We start from the raw sequence: 20,334 nt of genomic DNA, 5'->3' as shown, positions 1-20,334 counted from the left end.
CGCGGGCCGCCTCTGCCTGGGCGGCGGTGAGGTTCTCGGTGGTGGGGGGTGTGGTGCTGTCTGCGGGGGCGTTCTGGTCTGGCGTGTGGTCAGCCTCGGACACGGTGCTCCTTCTCCGGTGGCGCAGCGAACAGGGGGTGTCCCCCGTGGTCGCTGAACCCGCTCATGGCACGCGACCAGACTGGGAACCAGCTGGTCGCGAATTCACTCCAGAGTCTACCTGTCGGGACTGTCAGATCTCACGTCAGGAGGCCCGGGAACGCGGATTTGGGACAAAAAAGTGCCCTCGCACGGGTGGGGATACGCGGACGGCCCCCTGAGCGCCCGATTCAGGCGTTTCTGGTCCGCCGTCGACCCACGACCGCCGGCCGCCGACCGCCGACCGCCGGATCCTCGACAAACCACCCACTCGCTGGCTCCCGGCTCCCTATCCTGCGGACGTGCGACCTCGTCGGGCCTTCGCGGCGGTCCTCGCCGCGCTCATCATCGGTGGCGCCGGCGGGCTGGGTGGGATCTGGGTCGTGGACCGGGTCCTCGAGCGGGCGCGGGCGCCGCACGAGGTCGTGGTCGCGAGCCCGCCGCTCCGCTTCGAGGTCCCCCACGACTGGCACGCGGCCGATCGCCACGGAGACCCGGCCGACGAGTGGGTCAAGCAGTCCGCCGCCCTCCAGCGCCTGACCCCCGAGGACTACCTGGCCGGCCTCGAGGCGACCGTCGTCGCCACCGAGGTCGGACCGGCATCGGGCGGCCGCGGGCAGAGCCTCGACGTGCAGCGCACCACGTTCGCCGCCCTGCCCACGCGCGAACAGGTCACCCAGCAGCTGGCCGGCCAGGGGATGCGGGTCGACGACGTGCGCAGCGTGACCACCCCGGCCGGTCCCGTGGTCGTGAGCAGGACGACCCTGGTGCTGCCCGTCGGCAGCGTCTCGATGGAACTGCTCCACGTCGTCAGCGCCGGTCACGTGGTCGTGATCACCATCAGCGCCGTGGACGGCGGAGACGTCGAGCTGGTCACCTCCGGCGTCCTCGCGACCCTGCGCACCTCCTGACGAGGCGCCCGTGGTCTCGGGTCAGAAGATGATGACCTGACGGACCGCTCGGCCCGCGGCGAGCTCGTCCATCGCGGAGTTCACGTCGTCGAGCCCGATCCGCGCCGACACCAGCGCCTCGACGGGGAGCCGACCCTCGCGCCACCACCGGGCGAAGACCGGGATGTCGCGCGCCGGCACCGCGGAGCCGAGGTAGCTGCCGGTCACGGTCTTCGCCTGGGCCACCAGGGCCAGTGGCGAGATGCTCGCCCGCGCGTCGGGGTGGGGGAGCCCGACAGTCACCGTCCTGCCACCCGGTGCGGTCGCGTCCAGCGCTGTCTCGAAGGCGGGCACCGTGCCGGCTGCCTCGACCACGACGTCGGCGGTGGCCCCCGTGCCGGCCAGCTCGTCGGGACTGAGGGCCCGCGTGGCACCGAGCTTGAGCGCCCGCTCGCGCTTGGACTTCATCGTGTCGACGGCGACGACGTCACCGGTGCCGAGCGCGATCGCCGTGAGCAGGGCCGCCATCCCGACCCCGCCGAGGCCCACCACCATCACCGTCTGCCCCGACTCGGGAGGTGCCGCGTTGAGCAGCGCCCCTCCACCCGTGAGCACGGCACACCCGAGCACTGCGGCCACGTCCGGCGGCACGTCGTCGTCGACGGCGACCACGGACCTGGTGTCCACCACTGCGTGGGTCGCGAACGCCGACACCCCCAGGTGGTGGTGCACGGGAGCTCCGTGGCGGGACAACCGTCGCCCGCCGCCGAGCAGCTCACCGGCGTTGTTGCTCGCGGAACCCGGACCACACAGCATACGCCCGCCGGTGGCGCAGCCGGCGCACTCGCCGCACCGGGGCAGGAAGGTCAGCACCACCCGCTGGCCCACGACGAGATCGGTGACTCCCGGACCCAGCCGCTCGACGCGGCCCGACGCCTCGTGGCCTAGCAGCATCGGCACCGGACGGGCGCGGTTGCCGTCCACCACCGAGAGGTCGGAGTGGCAGACCCCGGCGGCCTCGATGCGCACGAGCACCTCGCCGGCCTCGGGAGGGTCGAGGTCCAGGGGGCCGACGGTGAGGGGTCGGCTGGCCGCGTAGGGAGCAGCGCGCCCGACCTCCTCGAGGACCGCGCCGGTGACCTGCATCAGCGCCCCTGCATCAGCGGGCCTGCACGGCCTGGTCGAGCAGGTGGCGCACGACCTCCGGGATGGGCACGGTGCCGCGTGAGTCGCGGTCGATGTAGACGTGCACCCAGTGGCCGAGCGCCGCCAGCTCGGCGTCCTGGGCGTCGAACAGGCCCAGGGCGTAGGTGATGCTGCTGCGCCCCAGACGTTCCACGCGGACGCCGACGTCGAGCGGCCGCGGGTACTCCAGCTCGCGGAAGAAGCGGCAGCCCGACTCGGCCACGACCCCCAGCTCCGGCAGCGCCATGACGTCGGCGCCCGTCCCCGTGATCAGCCAGCCGTTGATCGCCGAGTCGAAGAGCTCGTAGTAGACGGCATTGTTGAGGTGGCCGTACATGTCGTTGTCCGACCAGCGCGTCGTGACCCGCACGACGTGGTCGAAGTGCGCGCGGGTGAGCGTTCGGTCAGCATCGGCCGTCATGCGTCGATCCTAGGCAGCGGTCGGCTCAGCCGTAGGTGTCGCGCGGGCCGGGCCCCGTCGACCGGCGAGGGCCCTTGGACCAGGACGGTGCGCTCGGACCGACGATCTTCAGGGCGGTGACGGTGCCCTTGCCGACCTCCCCCTCGAGGCGGGACATGATCGAGGACTCCAGGAGCTTGAGCTGCGTGGCCCAGGCGGTCGAGTCGGCCCGGACCGTGAGGATCCCGTACTCGAACGTCACCGGCGTGCAGTGCTGGGCGACCTCTTGACCCACGATGTCCGGCCACCGCCCCATCACGGACCCGACCGCCACGTCGACCTTCCACCCGCGGTCGGCCATCAACCGGTCCATCTGGTCACCGAGCAGCAGCGGGTCGCGCCGATCCGTCTTCGCCCCCGGCGACTGGACGCCGATCTGGCGGCGCCGCATCGGCTTGAGTCCCGGTCGCAGGCCCTTCTCGCGAGCGGCCGCCCGGGCCCGCGACAGCGCGGCACCGGCGGCGTCGTCGACCAGGGCGGTGGGGTCCGGCTCGACGCCTGGGGCCGGTTCGCTGCCCGGCTCGACGTCCGGCTCGATGTCCGGTTCCGCTCCCAACTCCGGACCAGCCTCGGGCAGGGTCTCGTCACTCACGCCTGGTCACCTCCCCGAGGCTCACCGCAAAGGTCTGTCCCACCAGGCTCTTCGGCACGTCGGCATCGACCGCGGCCGTGATCAGCACCTGCTCGCAGTCGGCGACCATGGTCGCGAGCCGCTCGCGACGGCCGGTGTCGAGCTCGGCGAAGACGTCGTCGAGGATGAGGACCGGGTCCTCACCGAGGTCGTGCCGCAGCAGCTGGTATGCCGCGAGCTTGAGTCCCAGCGCGAACGACCAGCTCTCGCCGTGGCTGGCGTAGCCCTTGGCCGGCAGCTCACCGAGCGACAGCACGAGGTCGTCCCGGTGCGGTCCGGCCAGGGAGATGCCCCGCTCGACCTCCTTGTCGCGCGCCTCCTCGAGGGTGCCGAGGAGCTCGGCGCGCAGCGCATCGATCTCCGGGACCTCGCCGGCAGCCAGGGACGCGGCAGCCGCCTCGCGCAGGCTGCTCTTGTAGGACACCCGCGCGTCGGACTGACCGGCGCTCACCTCGTCGTAGGCCTTGGCCAGGTAGGGACCCAGGTCACGCAGCAGCCGCAGGCGGGCGTAGAGCAGCTGGGACCCGACCGTGGCGAGGTGGTCGTTCCAGATGTCGAGGGTGTGCAGGGCGGTCGCGCGGGCGTCGTCGACGGGCTCGTCGCTCGGTCGCGCGGGCGGTCGGCGCCGGGATCCCTTGCGCAGCAACGGTTGCGCAGACTTCAGGAGCGCGTTCCGCTGCTTGAGGATCTTGTCGTAGTCGCTGCGCACCCCGGCCCAGCGCGGCTGGCGGGCGACCAGCAGGTCGTCGAGGAAGCGACGGCGCTCCGACGGGTCGCCCTTGACGAGCGCGAGGTCCTCGGGCGCGAAGAGCACCGTGCGCAGGGTGCCCAGCACGTCGCGTGGCCGGGACACGGGGGACCGGCCCAGTCGCGCCCGGTTGGCCCGGCCCGGGTTGAGCTCCAGCTCGAGCATCGTCTCGCGACCACCCCGCATCACGGCTCCGCGGATCACCGCCTGCTCGGCACCGAACCGCACCAGCGGCTGGTCGGTCGACACCCGGTGGCTGGACAGGGTGGCGAGATAGCCGATGGCCTCGACGAGGTTGGTCTTGCCCTGGCCGTTCAGGCCGACCAGCGTGGTGACACCGGGCTCGAGGGGCAGGTCGGCGGCGGTGTAACTGCGGAAGTCGGCAACCGTGAGGTGCCGGACGTACACAGGCGGCTAGGGCTCGTCGCGGCGCAGCAGGCTCATCGCGCCGCGCGCTTGCTCGCCGACGCCGACCGCGCAGACCCCGACGGTGCAGACCCCCGCGTCGAGCCGGTGCCCGAGGAGGGACCGGCCGAGGCTGCCTTGCGACCCTTCGCAGCCGCCTTGGCGGGGCTCTTGGTCGGCTTCTCCTTCGTGGCGGCCTTCGCCGCGACCGCCTTCTCGTGCTTCGGGGCTCCCTCGGTGCGGAGCTTCTCGCCCTCGGCGACCGACATCACCTGGTGTCCACCGAACCCACCGCGCAGGGCCGCCACGGCCTGCATGGTCGGGGACTCCTGCTGGCGGGAGGCGAACCGGGAGAACAGCGACGCCGAGATGACCGGCATCGGGACCGAGTTGGCGATCGCCTCCTCGACGGTCCAGCGACCCTCGCCCGAGTCGACGGTGTAGCCGGAGACGTCCTCGAGGTGCGGGTTCTTCTCCAGGGCATCGACCAGCAGGTCGAGCAGCCAGGACCGGACGACCGTGCCGCGGGTCCAGGCCTTGAAGGCGCCCGGGACGTCGGTGACGATGTCCTTGGCCTCGAGCAGCTCGTAGCCCTCGGCATACGCAGCCATCAGGCCGTACTCGATGCCGTTGTGGACCATCTTGGTGTAGTGCCCTGCGCCGACCTTGCCGGCATGGACGAAGCCCTCCTCGCGCGGACCCTCGGGCCGCAGGGCGTCGAAGATCGGCATCGCCTTGCGCACGTTGGCAGCCGAACCGCCGACCATCAGGCCGTACCCGTTGTCCAGGCCCCAGATGCCACCGCTGACCCCGCAGTCGAGGTAGCCGATGCCCTTGGCCTTCAACAGCTTCTCGTTCTCGAAGTCATCGGTGAACCGGCTGTTGCCGCCGTCGATGACCATGTCGCCCTTGTCGAGCAGCTTGGCCAGCTGGGCCACGGTGTCGGTCGTCGGCGCGCCCGCGGGGACCATCACCCACACCGTGCGCGGGGCGTCGAGTGCCTTGACGAGGGCGGCCAGGGTCTTGACGTCCGCCACCGCAGGGTTGCGGTCGAAGCCGACCACTTCGTGCCCGGCGCGGCGGATCCGCTCGCGCATGTTGCCGCCCATTTTGCCGAGACCGATCAGACCGAGCTGCATGTGACGACTCCCGTTCGTGTGGGTGGTTCGGTATGCCGCCACGCTGGCTTCGCGGCATACCTCGCGGTGCGCGTGCTCAGGCTACGCCCGGGGGCGGTCAGCTCGCGAAGCGAACGGGCATCAGGACGTAGCGGTAGGAGCTGTCGGCGTCGCCGTCGAGCTCGTCCTGGCCGGACAGCACCGCCGGGCGTGACGGCTGGGTGAAGGAGAACCGCGAGTAGTCGGTGCCGACCGCGCCGAGGCCGTCGAGCAGGAACTGCGGGTTGAACGCGATCTCGATCTCGGGTCCGGTGAGGGTCGACTCGACGGCCTCGGAGGCCTGGGCGTCGTCACCGGTGCCGGCCTCGATGGCCACCTGGCCGTCGGAGAACTTCAGGCGCACCGGGGTGTTGCGCTCGGCCACGAGGGCGACGCGCTTGACGGCCTCGATGAGCTCGGAGGTCTTGAGGACGGCCTCGGTGTCGACCGTCGTGGGGAAGATCGAGGTGACCTTGGGGTACTCACCGTCGAGCAGGCGGGTGGTGGTGCGGCGCTGCCCGGCCTCGAAGCCGACCAGTCCGTCGCCACCGGCCGAGGATCCGAGGGCGACCTCGATCGACCCGGAGGCGCCGAGTGCCTTGGCCGTCTCGGACAGGGTGCGGGCCGGGACCAGGGCCAGGTGGCTGGCGTCGGTGGCCTCGGGGTTCCAGGTCAGCTCACGCATGGCCAACCGGTAGCGGTCGGTCGCGAGGAGCGTCATCTTGTCGCCGTCGATCTCGACGCGGACGCCGGTGAGGATCGGCAGGGTGTCGCCACGGTCGGCGGCGATCGCGACCTGGGCAACCGCCTGGGTGAAGACGTCGCCGGCGATGGTGCCGCTCGCCGTGGGGGAGATCGGCAGCGTCGGGTAGTCGTCGGCCGGCATCTGCATCAGGCTGAAGCGCGAGGACCCGCAGACCACGGAGACCTTGTTGCCCTCGGTGGCGATGTCGACCGGCTTGGTGGGGAGGTTGCGGGAGATGTCGGCGAGCAGTCGGCCCAGGACGAGCACCGTGCCGCCCTCGGCGACCTCGGCCGCGACGGTGATCTTGGCGGAGACCTCGTAGTCGAAGGCCGAGAGGGTCAGGGTGCCCTCGTCGTTCGCCTCGATGAGGACACCGGCGAGGACGGGCACCGGTGGACGGGCCGGGAGGCCACGGGCCACCCAGGTCACGGCGTCGGCGAGGACCTCACGTTCGACCCGAAACTTCACCGTGACTACCTGCCCTTTCGCACGCGGCCCCGCCGCCGAACTTCAAGAATGTGACTTCACAAATGTGATTGCGCACTGACCCTAGTGCTCACGATGCACTCGGCCAACCCGGATGGGGCAATCCGTCCCAGCTGTTTCCTCCCTGTCATTTCAGTGGGTAGCGGTGTGGTCTGGAGGTGGGCAGGGTCAGGATTGGTACTCGGGGCTGGATGGCTGATGGGAGATGGGTAGTCGTTGTCATAGGGGGTGTGGATCCTGTGGACGACCGACATCAGTGCAGGTCAGCGCGGCGCGTCCCCTGTGCATGCAGGGTGGACAAGCGGTGGCACAACCTGGGCCGGCTTGTGGAGGCGCCGGCTGCGCCCACACGGTCTCCACACGGCATACCCCGGTTGTCCCCAGCTGGAGCCTGGTCGTGCACGGGTTGTCCACCGGTTGTCCACAGGGGTGGATGTGCGGGGGAAACGGCTCCGGAACAGAAATCATCCGTTTGGTGGATAGGCGTAGGGCCGAACCACATACCCACAGAGTTGTCCACAGGTGTGGACCATGGGTCGAGTTCCTCAAATGTCCGAATCTGCTGCGGGATTCGTGCTCACCTGAGCACGAACTCGACTGAGGTGTCGGGGAGGTGAACAGGCCCCCACACCTGTGCACAAGCCTGTGGACAACCAGTTCCTGGTGCAGAGAAGTCGGATCGGGCGTCAGCGAGACTGCTGCTTGATCCTGTTGGTCAGCTCGGTGACCTGGTTGTAGATCGCGCGCCGCTCGGCCATCAGCTGGCGGATCTTCTTGTCGGCGTGCATGACCGTGGTGTGGTCACGGCCACCGAACTGCTGCCCGATCTTGGGCAGGGACAGGTCGGTCAGCTCGCGGCACAGGTACATCGCGATCTGGCGAGCCGTCACCAGGACCCGCGAGCGCGACGTGCCGCAGAGGTCCTCGATGGTCAGCCCGAAGTAGGCCGCGGTCTGGGCCATGATCGTCGCGCTGGTGATCTGGGAGCCTTGCTCGTTGGGGATCAGGTCCTTGAGGACGATCTCGGCCAGGCCCATGTCGACGCTCTGCCGGTTGAGGCTGGCGAAGGCCGTGACGCGGATCAGGGCGCCCTCGAGCTCGCGGATGTTGGTCGAGATGCGGCTCGCGATGAACTCGAGCACGTCGTCGGGCGCGCTCATGCGTTCCTGGATGGCCTTCTTGCGCAGGATCGCGATGCGGGTCTCGAGGTCGGGCGGCTGGACGTCGGTCAGCAGGCCCCACTCGAACCGGCTGCGCATGCGTTCCTCGAAGCCGGACAGCAGCTTGGGGGGCAGGTCACTGGTGATCACGACCTGCTTGTTGGCGTTGTGGAGCGTGTTGAAGGTGTGGAAGAACTCTTCCTGCGTCTGCACCTTGCCCTGCAGGAACTGGATGTCGTCGATGAGGAGCACGTCGACGTCGCGGTAGCGGCGCTGGAAGTTGCTCGCCTTGTCGTCGCGGATGCTGTTGATGAAGTCGTTGGTGAACTCCTCGGAGTTCACGTACCGCACCTTGACGTGCGGGTAGAGGTTGCGCGCGTAGTGCCCGATGGCGTGCAGCAGGTGGGTCTTGCCCAGCCCGGACTCGCCGTAGACGAACAGCGGGTTGTACGCCTTGGCCGGCGCCTCGGCCACCGCGACGGCGGCCGCGTGGGCGAACCGGTTGCTCGCGCCGATGACGAAGGTGTCGAAGGTGTACTTGGGGTTGAGTCGCGTCGCCGACTCGTCGGTGACGCTCATGACCTCGTCGCGCGGGCGGCGCTGCGCCTCGGCGGGCGGCGTCAGCGGGTAGACGTTGTCCACCGAGAGGTGGGCAGGCGGCTGGCCGTGCGGCTGGCCAGGCTGTGCGAGGGGAGGAATCGACAGGGGCTGCTCGTCGACGTAACCCGTGGTGTCCTCACCGTGGTGCGCCTCGTCCAACGAGGTGTCGACGGTGACGGCCAGCTGCACCTGCTCGCCGAGCTGGGAGGACAGTGCCTGGGTCACCGCGTCGCGCACCCGCTGCTCGACGACGTCCTTGGTGTACTCGTTCGGCACCTTGACCAGGGCGGTTCCGTCGAGGAGTCCGGCGAGGCGGGCCAGCGTGAGGAACGCGCGTTCGCGGGCCGGGAGTCCGTCGGCGTCGAGGGTGGCGATGGTGTTCTGCCAGATCTGCGTGTAGTCCAGATCTGTGTCACTCACCGGTCCCACATCCCTTTCGACGGTTTGGCTGCCCTGTCGCAGGGTCATGGTGTCTGTCCCCTGTGCCTCATCGACACTGTGCCTTATCCACATAGTTATCCACAACCTGTGGGCAAGGGATGGGACGAGGAGGGACGGTAACAACAGCGGCGCAGGGCGGCAACCGAAACGGCGGAAATTGGGTCTCGTTCGGGGAAATTGGTGCCCGACGCACGGCGTGTCTGGTCCGAAATGGCCAAGAGTGGGTGCTATTGGCGCCTCGTCGGCCCTGCTGCTCCCCGCGGTATGCCGCGTGGCCGGCGCTGGTTTGACCCTGCGGTGGGCGCTCGCGTACCTTGGAACCGGCCTGTCGGCCGTTTTCGCATGCCCGTGACGCCCTGGATCGCTGGTGCCAGCCACCGAGGATCGGTTCTCGCGGGTCTCCGATTGCGGCCGACCACCCAGCCGCCCATGCACTCAGCAGGCCACCCGGGCCTGATCAGTAACGGAGATCCTCGTGAGCAAGCGTACTTTCCAGCCGAACAACCGTCGTCGGGCCAAGACCCACGGCTTCCGCCTGCGTATGCGGACCCGTGCGGGTCGCGCCATCCTGTCGGCCCGCCGCGCCAAGGGCCGCACCGAGCTCTCCGCCTGAGGCCGACCCCGTGCTGCCCGCGGGGCACCGGCTCCGTGCGAGTTCGGACTTCGCGGCCACCTTTCGGGGGCCCAGGGGAGCCCGAGCTGGCTCCACGCTGATCGTGGTCCACGCCAACCAGGCCGACGCGCGCGCGGGACAACCGCCGCGGGTCGGTTTTGTTGTCTCCAAAGCCGTCGGCGGAGCGGTGGTCCGCAACCGGACCAAGCGCCGGCTGCGGGCGCTGATGGCGGCTCGGGTCGGCGCACTGCCGCTTGGTACGGATCTCGTGATTCGCGCGAATCCTGTTGCGGCGCAAGCGAATTCGTCGTTACTGGGCGTCGAGCTGGATGGTCTCCTCGCTCGGGTGACCGCACGACTCGGGGCGGGGCGCGCGTGAGCACGCTCAAGCGGGTGACCGCGGCACCCCTGATCGGGCTCCTGCTCTTCTACCAGCGCTTCATCTCACCGATGACGCCTCCGACCTGCCGGTACTACCCCTCCTGCTCGGCCTACGCCGTCACCGCGATCCGGCGCTTCGGTCCGGTCAAGGGAACCTGGCTGGCCGCCAAGCGGTTGGCTAGGTGCCATCCCTGGGCAGCCGGTGGGGTCGACCACGTTCCAGCACCACCCACGCACGCCGCCCACGCCGCCTAGCGGCAAGGCACCAGACCTGCCGGCCGCGCGGCATACCCACTGCGCGGCCGGAACCACCGGTGGACCGTCACCTCGACGGCCCACCACCAGATTGAGGACGACATGAGTTTCAGTGATCTGATCTTCCCGTTCGAGTGGATCGTCTCGTGGATTCTTTTCGGTTGGCACTGGGTGTTCACGAACCTGCTCGGCATCCCGTCGGACTCCGGCGTCGCGTGGACGTTGTCCATCGTCGGCCTCGTGGTGGTGATGCGGGCCGCGATGATCCCGCTGTTCGTCAAGCAGATCCACGCGTCGCGGCGGATGCAGCTCATCCAGCCCGAGATGCAGAAGATCCAGGCCAAGTACAAGGACAAGAAGGACCCGGACTCCCGTCAGGCGATGACGCAGGAGACGATGGACCTCTACAAGCGCACGGGGACCAACCCGTTCAGCTCGTGCCTGCCGATCTTGCTGCAGTCACCGTTCTTCTTCGGACTGTTCCGCGTGCTCAACGGGCTCAAGAAGATCGCCGACGGCACGAACGATCCGATCGGCCCGATCTCGGCCAAGCTCGCCGGTGAGGCGGAGTCGTCGACGTTCTTCGGTGCACAGCTGTCCGACAAGTTCGTCGGAGCGAACAGCCTCACCGTCCAGATCGTCACTGTCGTGCTCATCATCGCCATGTCTGCCAGCACGTTCACCACCCAGCGCCAGCTGATGATGAAGAACATGCCGGCCTCGGCGCTGGACAACCCGTTCGCCAAGCAGCAGAAGATGCTGCTCTACCTGATGCCGATCTTCTTCGCGATCTCCGGCGTCAACTTCCCGATCGGTGTCCTCCTGTACTGGCTCACCACCAACGTGTGGTCGATGTGCCAGCAGTTCTACGTGATCCGCAAGATGCCCGCCCCCGGCTCCCTCGCGGAGAAGGCGATGCAGGAGCGGCGGCGCAAGAAGGGCAAGCCGATCGAGGAGTTCACCGTCAAGGGGCTCGACAAGGTGGAGGACGCCGAGGCGCCCAAGGCGGGCGGTCAGCGCGTCCAGCCTTCGCGGAACAAGAAGAAGAAGGGTGCCGCAGGTCCGGCCAAGAAGCCGGCGCCCAGCTCCACCACAGACACCAAGCCCCAGACCGACAACTGAGAGTGACCACCATGACCGAGCACAACAACACCGTCGTGGACGACACCCAGACCACTGAGACGTCCATCGACGAGGGCACCGATCAGGGCGCCGGCGAGGGCGTCGACCAGGGCATCGACCACGGGACCGACCAGGGCACCGATCAGGGCACCGACGAGCACACCGATCAGGGCGCCGGCGACTCCGACGACTCCGACGACACGGCAGCGGACGCGCCCTCTGACCACGAGCACGGGGCGCCTCGGCGTCGCCCGGCCAAGGTGGCCGACCTCGAGCGTGAGGGCGAGGTGGCGGCGGACTTCCTGGAGACCCTGCTCGACATCGCCGACCTCGATGGCGACATCGACGTGGACGTGGACGGCGACCGTGCCGCGGTGTCCATCGTCGACTCCGACGAGGGCCGGGTGCCTCGGCGCCTGGTCGGCCAGGACGGCAAGGTGCTCGACGCGCTCCAGGAGCTGACCCGGCTCGCCGTCCAAGCGGCCACCGGTGAGCGCAGCCGACTGATGCTTGACGTAGCCGGCCACCGGGCCGAGCGCCGTGCGTCCTTGGTCGAGGTCGCGCGCGGCGTCATCGAGCAGGTCAAGGCGACGGGCGAGCAGGCCGCTCTCGAGCCGATGACGGCTTTCGAGCGCAAGGTGGTTCATGACGAGGTCCTCGCTGCCGGTCTCACGTCCGAGTCCGACGGCGTGGAGCCCCGCCGCTTCGTCGTCGTCCTGCCGGCGTGATCGAGCCGCAGGCGAGTGTGTTTCACGTGAAACAGAGCGCATGACGGCGCACGAACGCACCGACGACGGGCGCGGGACCGGGGAGACCGGGACCGCGCCCGTCGCGTCGTCGACGGGTCCCGCCGCTCCTCCAGCCGTTTCAGACCCAACCGCTTCAGACCCGCCTGCGTCAGACCCAGCGGCTCCGGCTCCGGTGGCACCACCGGCGGCTGCGGCAGTGTTCGGTAAGCAGCTGGCCCTGGCCGAGCGGTTCGCCGCGATCCTGGCCGACACCGGGGTTTCGCACGGCCTGATCGGCCCCCGCGAGGTGCCGATTCTCTGGGACCGGCACATCCTCAACTGTGCGGTCGCGCACGAGGCCTTCCCCGAGGGGGTGGCCGTGGTCGACGTGGGTTCCGGAGCCGGGTTGCCCGGTTTGGCCCTGGCCATCGTGCGGCCTGACCTGCACCTGCACCTGGTCGAGCCCATGTTGCGTCGCACCACGTGGCTCTCGACGACGATCGACGAGCTCGGCCTCTCCAACTGCACGGTCCACCGGGGCCGGGCCGAGGAGTTCAACGGGGTGCTGACGGCGCCCTATGCCACCGCTCGAGCGGTCGCCCGCATTGACAAGCTCGCCCGGTGGACCTTCCCGCTGCTGGCCGACGACGGCACCCTCGTGGCCCTCAAGGGCGAGTCCGCCGCCCAGGAGCTGGCCGCCGAGGAGAAGGTGCTGCGCCGGCTGGGAATGACCTCAGCGCGGGTCGTGACCTTCGGGGCCACTCTGCTCCCCGTGCCCACCACCACGCTGCAGCTCACGGTGGGCGCTCGTCCGGCAGCCAAGCGCGGTGCCGCGCGACGCGCCCGGAACCGGACCTGATCAACCCTACTGACAGGGCGCTGCCTCCCGCGTTGTGACGCACGCGCGAACTAGGGTTGGATGATGCCCATGGCCAACGAGGAGACTGCGTGAGCACAGCAACGCTGCACCTGACCAGGGGGCTCGGATGGCCGCAACGGCCGGACCGCCCCAGCAGCGCACTCGGGTGGCCGGCAGGGGACCGGAGGTCGCAGAGCGACCCGGTTTCACGTGAAACGGAGCAGCTCTCCACCGCGACGACGGCCCTGGACGAGCGCGCGGGACAGGCCGAGCCCACGGCGAACGGTACGACCCTCACGACAGGTGACGCCTCCATGACCGGCACAGTCGACAGCGATACCGCCTCTGTTTCACGTGAAACCAATGGCGCCCGCGACCTCCATCCCGACGCCCACGCGGGCACGCACCCGGGCACCCGCCCCGTGGATGCGGCCGCGGCTGAGGAGGCGCTGGCGGCCGTTGTTTCACGTGAAACGGACGAGCGTGAGGAACTGGCCTCCTCCTTGCCGACCGCTGACCGGGACACCCCCTTGGCGCAGGCCGTCGCCGCTGATGCCCGCAAACGAATAGCCCTCACCGGGCGAGTCTTCCCCAAGCCGACGGCGACGCGCGTCCTGACCGTGGCCAACCAGAAGGGCGGGGTAGGCAAGACCACCACCACCGTGAACGTCGCGGCGGCGCTGGCCCAGGCGGGCTTGACCGTGCTGGTCATCGACATCGACCCGCAGGGCAATGCGAGTACGGCCCTCGGTATCGACCACCACGCCGAGGTGCCGAGCATCTACGACGTGCTCGTCGACGGCACACCGATGGCGGATGTTGTCCAGGAGTGCCCGGACATCCCCGGCCTGTGGTGTGCGCCGGCCACGATCGACCTCGCCGGCGCGGAGATCGAGCTCGTCTCGCTGGTTGCGCGCGAGACCCGCCTCCAGAAGGCGATCGCGGCGTACCTGGAAGCGGACGCCGACACCGATCGCCCGGCGCCGGACTACGTCCTGATCGACTGCCCCCCGAGTCTGGGCCTGCTGACGGTCAACGCCTTCGTCGCCGCCCAGGAGGTCTTCATCCCGATCCAGTGCGAGTACTACGCGCTCGAGGGTCTCTCACAGCTGCTCAAGAACATCGAGCTGATCCGCAACCACCTCAACCCGTCATTGCACGTGTCGACCATCCTGCTGACCATGTACGACGGCCGGACCCGCCTGTCGGCCCAGGTCGCCGAGGAGGTGCGCAACCACTTCCCGGCGCAGGTCCTGCGCAACACCGTGCCTCGCTCGGTGCGCATCTCGGAGGCGCCGAGCCACGGCCAGACCGTGATGACCTACGACCCCAACTCCAGTGGCGCCCTGTCCTACCTGGGCGCGGCTGCTGAGCTTGCCGATCGCGGCGCCGCCACCGCCGACCACTCGACCGCGTCCACGCAGAACTGAGAGAAGACACCATGAGCGAGAAGCGCCGCGCACTCGGCAGGGGCCTGGGTGCCCTGATCCCCAACGCCCCGACCTCCCCCAACGGCCGTCCCGTGGACGTCTTTTTCCCTGACCAGCGTCCCGGCGCGACGGCGTATGCCGGTGGGACGCCGTCCGGGCGCGACGGTGCCGGCGAGGCCTCGGCTGGGGCAGGGACGACCACGACGACGATGGAGCCGACCAGCGACGCCGGTCACGGTCCGGACGGGGTGTCCGACGATGACCGTGCTGCCGGCAACGGGCAGGCCCGCACCGGTGAGGCGTCAGGCTCGGGTGACGCGAGCGACACCGACGACGCAGATGGCGCGGTGGCGGCAGACACGGACAACCCGCACGGGCTGGCGCCGGTCCCGGGAGTCTCCTACGGCGAGATCCCGGTCGAGCAGATCCGCCCCAACCCGCGTCAGCCCCGGTCGGTCTTCGACGAGGACGACATGGCCGAGCTGGTGCACTCCATCTCCGAGATCGGGGTGCTTCAGCCGATCGTCATCAGGCCCATTCCTGCAGGTCAGGGGCCCGACCAGCTCGACAACGCCCCCGAGGGCGTGCGCTACGAGCTCATCATGGGTGAGCGCCGCTGGCGCGCCTCGCAGGAGGCTGGGCGGGCTACCGTGCCAGCGATCGTCAAGGAGACCGAGGACGACGACCTCCTGCGGGACGCCCTCCTGGAGAACCTGCACCGCAGCGAGCTGAACGCTCTCGAGGAGGCGGCGGCCTACCAGCAGCTGCTCGAGGACTTCGGCTGCACCCACGACGAGCTCGCCGCTCGGATCGGCCGTTCCCGGCCCCAGATCTCCAACACGCTGCGGCTGCTGAAGCTGCCGCCGCTCGTGGCCCGCCGCGTGGCTGCGGGCGTGCTGTCGGCCGGCCACGCGCGGGCCCTGCTGTCGCTGCCCGACGGTGCCGCGATGGAGCGCGTCGCGCAGCGGATCGTGGCCGAGGGCCTGAGCGTCCGCAACGTCGAGGAGATCGTCGCCGTCGGCGGGCCGGACGACGTGGCCAAGCCGCGACGCCCGCGCGCGGGCAACCGGCACCCCCAGCTCGACGACCTGGCGGCCCGGCTGTCCGACCGGTTCGACACCCGGGTCAACATCGCCCTGGGTCAGCGCAAGGGCAAGCTGACGGTCGAGTTCGCCTCGGTCGAGGACCTCAACCGGATCGTCGACATGCTCGGCCTCGACCGCCGCAGCTAGGACCGAAGTGGCTAGGACCGCAGACCGACCGACCGCCGCGACCGCGGGCTTGGAGTAGGTCGGCTGCTGCTCAGCGGTCGGGGAATTCCCTTGGGGGAGTAGCCGATTCGTGGTCGTTGTCAGCTGTGTGAGGCGAGGTAGGCGCGCAGGTCGCCGAGTCTCAGGACGCCCGTCGTGGCGGTGTCGTCATCTCCCAGGTAGAGCCGCTGCAGGCTGACCAGCACGGCCTCGGCGATCGTGTCGCGGAACGCCGGGTCGGCCAGGCGTGCGGCGTCGCTGGGGTGGGACAGGTAGCCGGCCTCGATGCGCACGGCAGGCATCCGGGTCTGCTGCAGCAGGGCCCAGGAGCGGCCGTGCGAGCGGCAGTTCTCGAGACCGGTGCGCGCCACGACCTCGCGCAGCACCAGGTCGGCGAGGTGCTCCCCGACGGCCGACCACGACGTCTTGCGGTCGCGGCCGAAGAAGAAGGTGGCGACCCCGCTGGCCTCGGCGGCGTCGTGGGAGTCGCAGTGCAATGAGAGCACGAGGTCGGCGCCGGCATCGTTGGCCAGGGCGGCCCGCTCGTCCTCGGTCGGGCAGGTGTGCTCGGTGCGGGTGTAGACGACCGAGACGCCGATGGCGGTCAGCCGACCCTCGATCCGGCGCGCGAGGTCCATGACCAGCTCGGCCTCGACCAGCCCGTGGGCCACGGCGCCGGAGTTGCTGCCACCGTGGCCCGGGTCGAGCACGACGGTGCGGCCACTCAGGCTGTGCCCGGAGCGGCGGACCAGCTCCTGCTCGCGCAGCACGTTGGCCGAGCCCCCCGACACCGAGCGACGCAGGTCCTTGAAGGCACGCAGCGTGTCGGGACCGACCGATCCGTCACCGGAGAGGCCGTAGGCGCGCTGGAAGCTGCGCACCGCACGCTCCGTCTCGGGCCCGAACCGGCCGTCGACGCGGCCGGCGGCGAAGCCGAGGGTGTTGAGCCGCTCCTGCAGGGTGACGACGTCCTCCCCGCGCAGCAGGTGACCCGGCGTGTGCATGAGGATCCGGTCGCCGAGGGCCCAGCGGGCACCGTCGATGGCCGTGAACGTCTCGACCCCGACCACCCCGTCGACGATCAGCCCCTTGTGCTGCTGGAAGGCCCGCACCGCACGCTCGAGGGAAGCGTCGAACAGGGCAGGGTCGAACGGGGTCTGGTCCCCCTCCCCAGCGCCCTCGGCGTCCGGGCCGCCGAGGTGTGGCGGTTCGGGCAGCTGGTCGAGTGGCAGCGCTGCCAGCCTGGCTCGCACGTCCACGACGGCGGGTCCGTGGCTGCCGAGGCCGAGCAGGCCGCTCTTGCTGTCGGACACTCGACCTCCTCGGGTGATCGCGCACCCAGCCAGGTTCTTGGCCGGTGTGCGGGTGGCTGGCTGTTGGGGTATTTGTGCAGGTCAGCGGTGGTGCGCCCGGGTTGCGGGGCATGGTGGCTGACGCCCGAGCCTAAGTCAGAACCGGGCTGCGGACCAACCGGACGAGCCCTGGTCCGAAAGCCTGGTCCGAAGGCCTCGTCCGGTCGCCTGGTTCGTCCGTGGTCCTCACGCCCTGGCCCGAAGCCAGGGGACGACGATGCCGGCCGCACCCACCATCGGGCGCGGCCGGCACACGGTCACTGCGGTGCTCAGCCGAGGTAGTCGGCGAGCTCGCGCACCAGCTTGGGCTTGGGCATCGCACCCACGAGGGTCTTGACGACCTCGCCGCCGACGTAGACGTTGAGCGTCGGGATGCCAGTGATGCCGTAGCGGCTGCTCACCGCGAGGTTCTCGTCGGTGTTGAGCTTGACGATGTCGATCTTGTCGGCGTGCGCGATCGCCAGCTCCTCGAGGACCGGGGCGACGGCGCGGCACGGGCCGCACCAGGGCGCCCAGAAGTCCACCAGGACGGGCTTGTCGTTCTGGAGGACGTCGACCTCGAAGGTGGCGTCCGTGGTGTCCTTGATGGCTCCCACTCGGGGGCTCCTTTCGGTGGTGCTGCGGTTGGGGCTGGATGGGTGGTGAGGTGTGCCGGTTGTGGCGTGGGGCTCGGTCTGTCCGTCAGGATCCCAGCGGGGTCTGACAGGCAGACCGGGTGGTCAGTGGGTGAGGGCGGGCTCGTCGGTGAGGGCGGTGTCGCCCGCGGGTGCGCCCGCGTGCTCGCGGTCGGCGAGGTAGCGCTCGGCGTCGAGGGCCGCGGCGCACCCGGAACCGGCCGCGGTGATGGCCTGGCGGTAGGTGTGGTCGACGAGGTCGCCGGAGGCGAAGACACCGGGCAGGTTGGTGAGCGTCGTGCGGCCCTGGACCAGGACGTAGCCCTCGTCGTCGAGCTCGACGACGCCCTTGACCAGCTCGTTGCGCGGGTCGTGCCCGATCGCGACGAACAGGCCGGTGACGGGCAGCTCACGGGTCTCGCCGGTCACGGTGTCGCGCAGCGTGATCCCGGTCAGCTTGGCATCACCGTGGATCGCCTCGACGGCGGAGTTCCAGGCGAACCTGATCTTGTCGTTGGACAGGGCGCGCTCGGCCATGATCTTGGAGGCGCGCAGCTCGTCGCGACGGTGCACGATCGTCACCGAACGGGCGAACTTGGTGAGGAAGGTCGCCTCCTCGACGGCCGAGTCGCCACCGCCGACCACGGCGATGTCCTGGTCGCGGAAGAAGAAGCCGTCACACGTCGCACACCACGAGACCCCGTGGCCGGAGAGTCGCTTCTCGTCGGGCAGCCCGAGCTCACGGTAGGCCGACCCCATCGCCAGGATCACGGCGTGCGCACGGTAGGTGTTGCCCTCGGCGTCGACGACCGTCTTGACCTCGCCCTCGAGGTCGACCGACTCGACGTCGTCGGTGATGATCTCGGCGCCGAACCGCTCGGCCTGGGCCCGCATGTTCTCCATCAGGTCCGGGCCCATGATGCCGTCGCGGAAGCCGGGGAAGTTCTCGACGTCGGTGGTGTTCATCAGCGCGCCACCAGCGGTCACGGCGCCCTCGAACAGCAGGGGCTGGAGGTTGGCCCGCGCCGCGTAGACGGCGGCGGTGTAGCCCGCTGGACCGGAGCCGATGATGATCAGACTGCGGATGTCGGCAGGTGCGGTGGTGCTCACGCGGTTACAGCCCCTTGTGGTCGAGAAGGCGGTGCACCGCAACATACGGTGCCTGTGTCTGCAACCGATCGTAGGCCCTCGATGTTCCCCACCGCTGCGGTGCGCCACGACGCGCCGTGAGGCGGCCCCTGCAGGCTCAGGGGACCGCGAGCGGGCCGGCCAGCACGAGGGGGTGCGCGGCGTCGCAGGCCGGGGACACGGCATACACGGTCCGTCCGGTGTCGTTGCTGACCACGGCGACCACCGCTGGTGCGCCGTCGAGAGTCGCGACGTCAGCCGCGACCGGCATCCAGGCCTGCACGCCGATCGCGGTGAGGCAGGCGCGCAGGCCGGTCTCGCTGTCGGCGGGACCGCGGCTGGCCTTGGGTGCTGCTGCGCTGTCGCGGGCGGTGTAGTCGACGGCAGCAGCCTGCGTCGCCAGCGCTGCCGCGGTGTATGTCGTGCCGCTGGCCGCCAGCGACACCTGGCCCAAGGGCCCCCTGACCCGCAGGTCCGGGCCCGAGGACGACTGGGTGCGCGGCGCGACGCCCGACCCCGAGTTCGTGTCCGACCCGCTCTCGCTACTGGCCGCCGCCCCGCTGCCGCTGTCTGCGGCGGAGCCGCCGCTGAGGGAGGCCATCACGTCGCCGGGGCCGGTGCCGGTGAGCAGGGCGGGGAGGCCGAAGCCGAGGATGGCGGCTGCCGCGGCGGCGACCCCCACGTGCTGCCAGCCCCAGCGGCGCGGCCGCAGGGGCACGACCGTGGCGCCGCCCTCGCGGGCCGACTGCTCGGCGGCGATGGAGGCGTTGATCCGGGAGACGAGGTCCGCCGGCATGGGGCCGGGGTCCGGCAGCGCCGACAGCAGCTCGCGGATGCCGGTGGGGTCGTGCTCGGGGCCCCCCTTGTCCGCGGGGGGCACGGGTGGGGTGCTCACCACGAGAACCTCCAGACGTCGGGGACCAGCATTCGGGACGCACGGATGCCGGTGGACACACGGCAGGGGCGACATGTGTACGACGTCACGGCTGCCCCGATGGTTCCCTGAGCAGCTCGGCCATGGCCTCACGGCCCCGACTGCAGCGCGACTTCACGGTGCCCTCCGCGACCTCGAGGACGGCGGCGGCCTCCGCCACCGAGAGGCCGTGCATGTCGACGAGGATGAGCGCCATCCGCTGGCCCTCGGGCAGTCGGTCGAGGGCCTCCCGCACGTCGAGCCTGGTGTCGACCGAGGCCTGCGCGTCGCGCTTGTCGGAGAGCTCGTACTCGGGCAGCGGACTGGTCGGCTTGTCGCGCCGCAACCGGTCCAGGCACGCGTTGACGACGATGCGGTGGAGCCACGTGGTCACGGCCGCGTCGCCTCGGTAGGACTCGGCTCGCCGGAACGCCGAGATGAAGGCGTCCTGCACGCAGTCCGAGGCCAGCTCGCGGTTGCGCGTGGTCCGCAGCGCGACAGCCCACATCCGGTCGCGGTGACGACGGAACAGCTCCCCGAAGGCGTCCGGGTCGCCGGCGATGTGGGCGCGGAGCAGGTCGCGGTCGTCGCGCTCGCGCAGCGGGAGGGTGCTCATGGGTATGCCGCCCTGCCGACCTTCCCG

General features: G+C 70.1%; 21 protein-coding genes. 9 read left to right on the top strand and 12 right to left on the bottom strand.

The genetic code is table 11. The features are described from left to right. Positions 1-440 precede the first annotated feature (440 nt). Positions 441-1,049, top strand: a complete 609-nt coding sequence (locus AC1DS4_RS11680) for a hypothetical protein (RefSeq protein ID WP_477614224.1) — start codon at positions 441-443, stop codon at positions 1,047-1,049. A gap of 21 nt (positions 1,050-1,070) precedes the next feature. Here the strand turns inward: AC1DS4_RS11680 and AC1DS4_RS11675 are convergent, their stop codons facing one another. The 7 genes from AC1DS4_RS11675 to dnaA form a co-directional block, all read right to left on the bottom strand. After that, complete coding sequence (locus AC1DS4_RS11675) at positions 1,071-2,174, bottom strand: alcohol dehydrogenase catalytic domain-containing protein (protein WP_477632869.1); 1,104 nt, start codon at positions 2,172-2,174, stop codon at positions 1,071-1,073. Positions 2,175-2,187: 13 nt separating this feature from the next. Beyond that, the gene (locus AC1DS4_RS11670) at positions 2,188-2,634 is read right to left on the bottom strand and encodes an acyl-CoA thioesterase (RefSeq protein WP_477632868.1); all 447 of its coding nucleotides are present in this window, start codon (positions 2,632-2,634) and stop codon (positions 2,188-2,190) included. Positions 2,635-2,659: 25 nt separating this feature from the next. After that, entirely contained in the window at positions 2,660-3,265 is a 606-nt protein-coding gene (locus tag AC1DS4_RS11665) for a DciA family protein (protein ID WP_477632867.1), read from the bottom strand. Continuing rightward, positions 3,258-4,460, bottom strand: coding sequence for a DNA replication/repair protein RecF (gene recF / locus AC1DS4_RS11660; RefSeq protein WP_477632866.1), 1,203 nt, complete (start codon positions 4,458-4,460; stop codon positions 3,258-3,260). The genes AC1DS4_RS11665 and recF overlap by 8 nt, the downstream gene beginning before the upstream one ends. A 32-nt stretch (positions 4,461-4,492) precedes the next feature. Beyond that, positions 4,493-5,596, bottom strand: coding sequence for a phosphogluconate dehydrogenase (NAD(+)-dependent, decarboxylating) (gene gnd, locus AC1DS4_RS11655; RefSeq protein WP_477632865.1), 1,104 nt, complete (start codon positions 5,594-5,596; stop codon positions 4,493-4,495). Positions 5,597-5,693: 97 nt separating this feature from the next. Beyond that, a complete protein-coding gene (gene dnaN / locus AC1DS4_RS11650) occupies positions 5,694-6,827 on the bottom strand; it encodes a DNA polymerase III subunit beta (RefSeq protein ID WP_477614218.1) in 1,134 nt (377 codons plus the stop codon). A gap of 704 nt (positions 6,828-7,531) precedes the next feature. Further along, positions 7,532-9,025 (bottom strand): chromosomal replication initiator protein DnaA, encoded by a 1,494-nt coding sequence (gene dnaA, locus AC1DS4_RS11645; RefSeq protein WP_477614217.1) that lies wholly within the window; start codon positions 9,023-9,025, stop codon positions 7,532-7,534. Positions 9,026-9,521: 496 nt separating this feature from the next. Here dnaA and rpmH point away from each other — a divergent pair, with 496 nt between their 5' ends. From rpmH to AC1DS4_RS11605, 8 genes are all read left to right on the top strand, one after another. Next, positions 9,522-9,659: a 50S ribosomal protein L34 gene (gene rpmH, locus AC1DS4_RS11640; RefSeq protein WP_140739978.1), complete on the top strand. Its 138-nt coding sequence runs from the start codon at positions 9,522-9,524 to the stop codon at positions 9,657-9,659. Continuing rightward, positions 9,598-10,038: a ribonuclease P protein component gene (gene rnpA / locus AC1DS4_RS11635; RefSeq protein WP_477632864.1), complete on the top strand. Its 441-nt coding sequence runs from the start codon at positions 9,598-9,600 to the stop codon at positions 10,036-10,038. Before rpmH ends, rnpA begins: the two co-directional genes overlap by 62 nt. Next, the gene (yidD, locus tag AC1DS4_RS11630) at positions 10,035-10,295 is read left to right on the top strand and encodes a membrane protein insertion efficiency factor YidD (protein WP_477632863.1); all 261 of its coding nucleotides are present in this window, start codon (positions 10,035-10,037) and stop codon (positions 10,293-10,295) included. Before rnpA ends, yidD begins: the two co-directional genes overlap by 4 nt. 102 nt (positions 10,296-10,397) lie before the next feature. Then, on the top strand, positions 10,398-11,417 hold the full coding sequence (gene yidC, locus AC1DS4_RS11625; RefSeq protein ID WP_477632862.1) for a membrane protein insertase YidC: 1,020 nt from the start codon (positions 10,398-10,400) through the stop codon (positions 11,415-11,417). 11 nt (positions 11,418-11,428) lie between these two features. Continuing rightward, on the top strand, positions 11,429-12,145 hold the full coding sequence (locus AC1DS4_RS11620; protein ID WP_477632861.1) for a Jag family protein: 717 nt from the start codon (positions 11,429-11,431) through the stop codon (positions 12,143-12,145). A gap of 217 nt (positions 12,146-12,362) precedes the next feature. Beyond that, positions 12,363-13,004 carry a 16S rRNA (guanine(527)-N(7))-methyltransferase RsmG gene (gene rsmG, locus AC1DS4_RS11615; RefSeq protein WP_477632860.1) on the top strand — a complete coding sequence of 214 codons (642 nt, stop codon included), beginning with the start codon at positions 12,363-12,365 and terminating at the stop codon, positions 13,002-13,004. Positions 13,005-13,093: 89 nt separating this feature from the next. Continuing rightward, a complete protein-coding gene (locus AC1DS4_RS11610; protein WP_477632859.1) occupies positions 13,094-14,434 on the top strand; it encodes a ParA family protein in 1,341 nt (446 codons plus the stop codon). Positions 14,435-14,445: 11 nt separating this feature from the next. After that, the gene (locus AC1DS4_RS11605; protein WP_477614210.1) at positions 14,446-15,666 is read left to right on the top strand and encodes a ParB/RepB/Spo0J family partition protein; all 1,221 of its coding nucleotides are present in this window, start codon (positions 14,446-14,448) and stop codon (positions 15,664-15,666) included. Positions 15,667-15,785: 119 nt separating this feature from the next. Here the strand turns inward: AC1DS4_RS11605 and AC1DS4_RS11600 are convergent, their stop codons facing one another. From AC1DS4_RS11600 to sigM, 5 genes are all read right to left on the bottom strand, one after another. Beyond that, the gene (locus tag AC1DS4_RS11600) at positions 15,786-16,997 is read right to left on the bottom strand and encodes an N-acetylmuramoyl-L-alanine amidase (protein WP_477632858.1); all 1,212 of its coding nucleotides are present in this window, start codon (positions 16,995-16,997) and stop codon (positions 15,786-15,788) included. 308 nt (positions 16,998-17,305) lie between these two features. Beyond that, a complete protein-coding gene (gene trxA, locus AC1DS4_RS11595; protein ID WP_477614208.1) occupies positions 17,306-17,632 on the bottom strand; it encodes a thioredoxin in 327 nt (108 codons plus the stop codon). A gap of 123 nt (positions 17,633-17,755) precedes the next feature. Continuing rightward, positions 17,756-18,805, bottom strand: a complete 1,050-nt coding sequence (gene trxB, locus AC1DS4_RS11590; protein WP_477614207.1) for a thioredoxin-disulfide reductase — start codon at positions 18,803-18,805, stop codon at positions 17,756-17,758. Positions 18,806-18,896: 91 nt separating this feature from the next. Next, complete coding sequence (locus tag AC1DS4_RS11585) at positions 18,897-19,673, bottom strand: hypothetical protein (RefSeq protein ID WP_477614206.1); 777 nt, start codon at positions 19,671-19,673, stop codon at positions 18,897-18,899. An 85-nt stretch (positions 19,674-19,758) separates the two neighbouring features. Continuing rightward, complete coding sequence (gene sigM, locus AC1DS4_RS11580; protein WP_477624561.1) at positions 19,759-20,307, bottom strand: RNA polymerase sigma factor SigM; 549 nt, start codon at positions 20,305-20,307, stop codon at positions 19,759-19,761. Positions 20,308-20,334 lie beyond the last annotated feature (27 nt).

The organism is Pedococcus sp. P3_C7, assembly GCF_056402615.1.
This window is presented reverse-complemented; position numbering and strand designations above follow the sequence as displayed.

Coding starts and splice junctions, on each gene's coding strand:
- trxB (WP_477614207.1), bottom strand. CDS start 18,805: ATGTTGCGGTGCACCGCCTTCTCGACCACAAGGGGCTGTAACCGCGTG.
- AC1DS4_RS11675 (WP_477632869.1), bottom strand. CDS start 2,174: ATGCAGGTCACCGGCGCGGTCCTCGAGGAGGTCGGGCGCGCTGCTCCC.
- AC1DS4_RS11670 (WP_477632868.1), bottom strand. CDS start 2,634: ATGACGGCCGATGCTGACCGAACGCTCACCCGCGCGCACTTCGACCAC.
- sigM (WP_477624561.1), bottom strand. CDS start 20,307: ATGAGCACCCTCCCGCTGCGCGAGCGCGACGACCGCGACCTGCTCCGC.
- yidC (WP_477632862.1), top strand. CDS start 10,398: ATGAGTTTCAGTGATCTGATCTTCCCGTTCGAGTGGATCGTCTCGTGG.
- AC1DS4_RS11605 (WP_477614210.1), top strand. CDS start 14,446: ATGAGCGAGAAGCGCCGCGCACTCGGCAGGGGCCTGGGTGCCCTGATC.
- AC1DS4_RS11620 (WP_477632861.1), top strand. CDS start 11,429: ATGACCGAGCACAACAACACCGTCGTGGACGACACCCAGACCACTGAG.
- gnd (WP_477632865.1), bottom strand. CDS start 5,596: ATGCAGCTCGGTCTGATCGGTCTCGGCAAAATGGGCGGCAACATGCGC.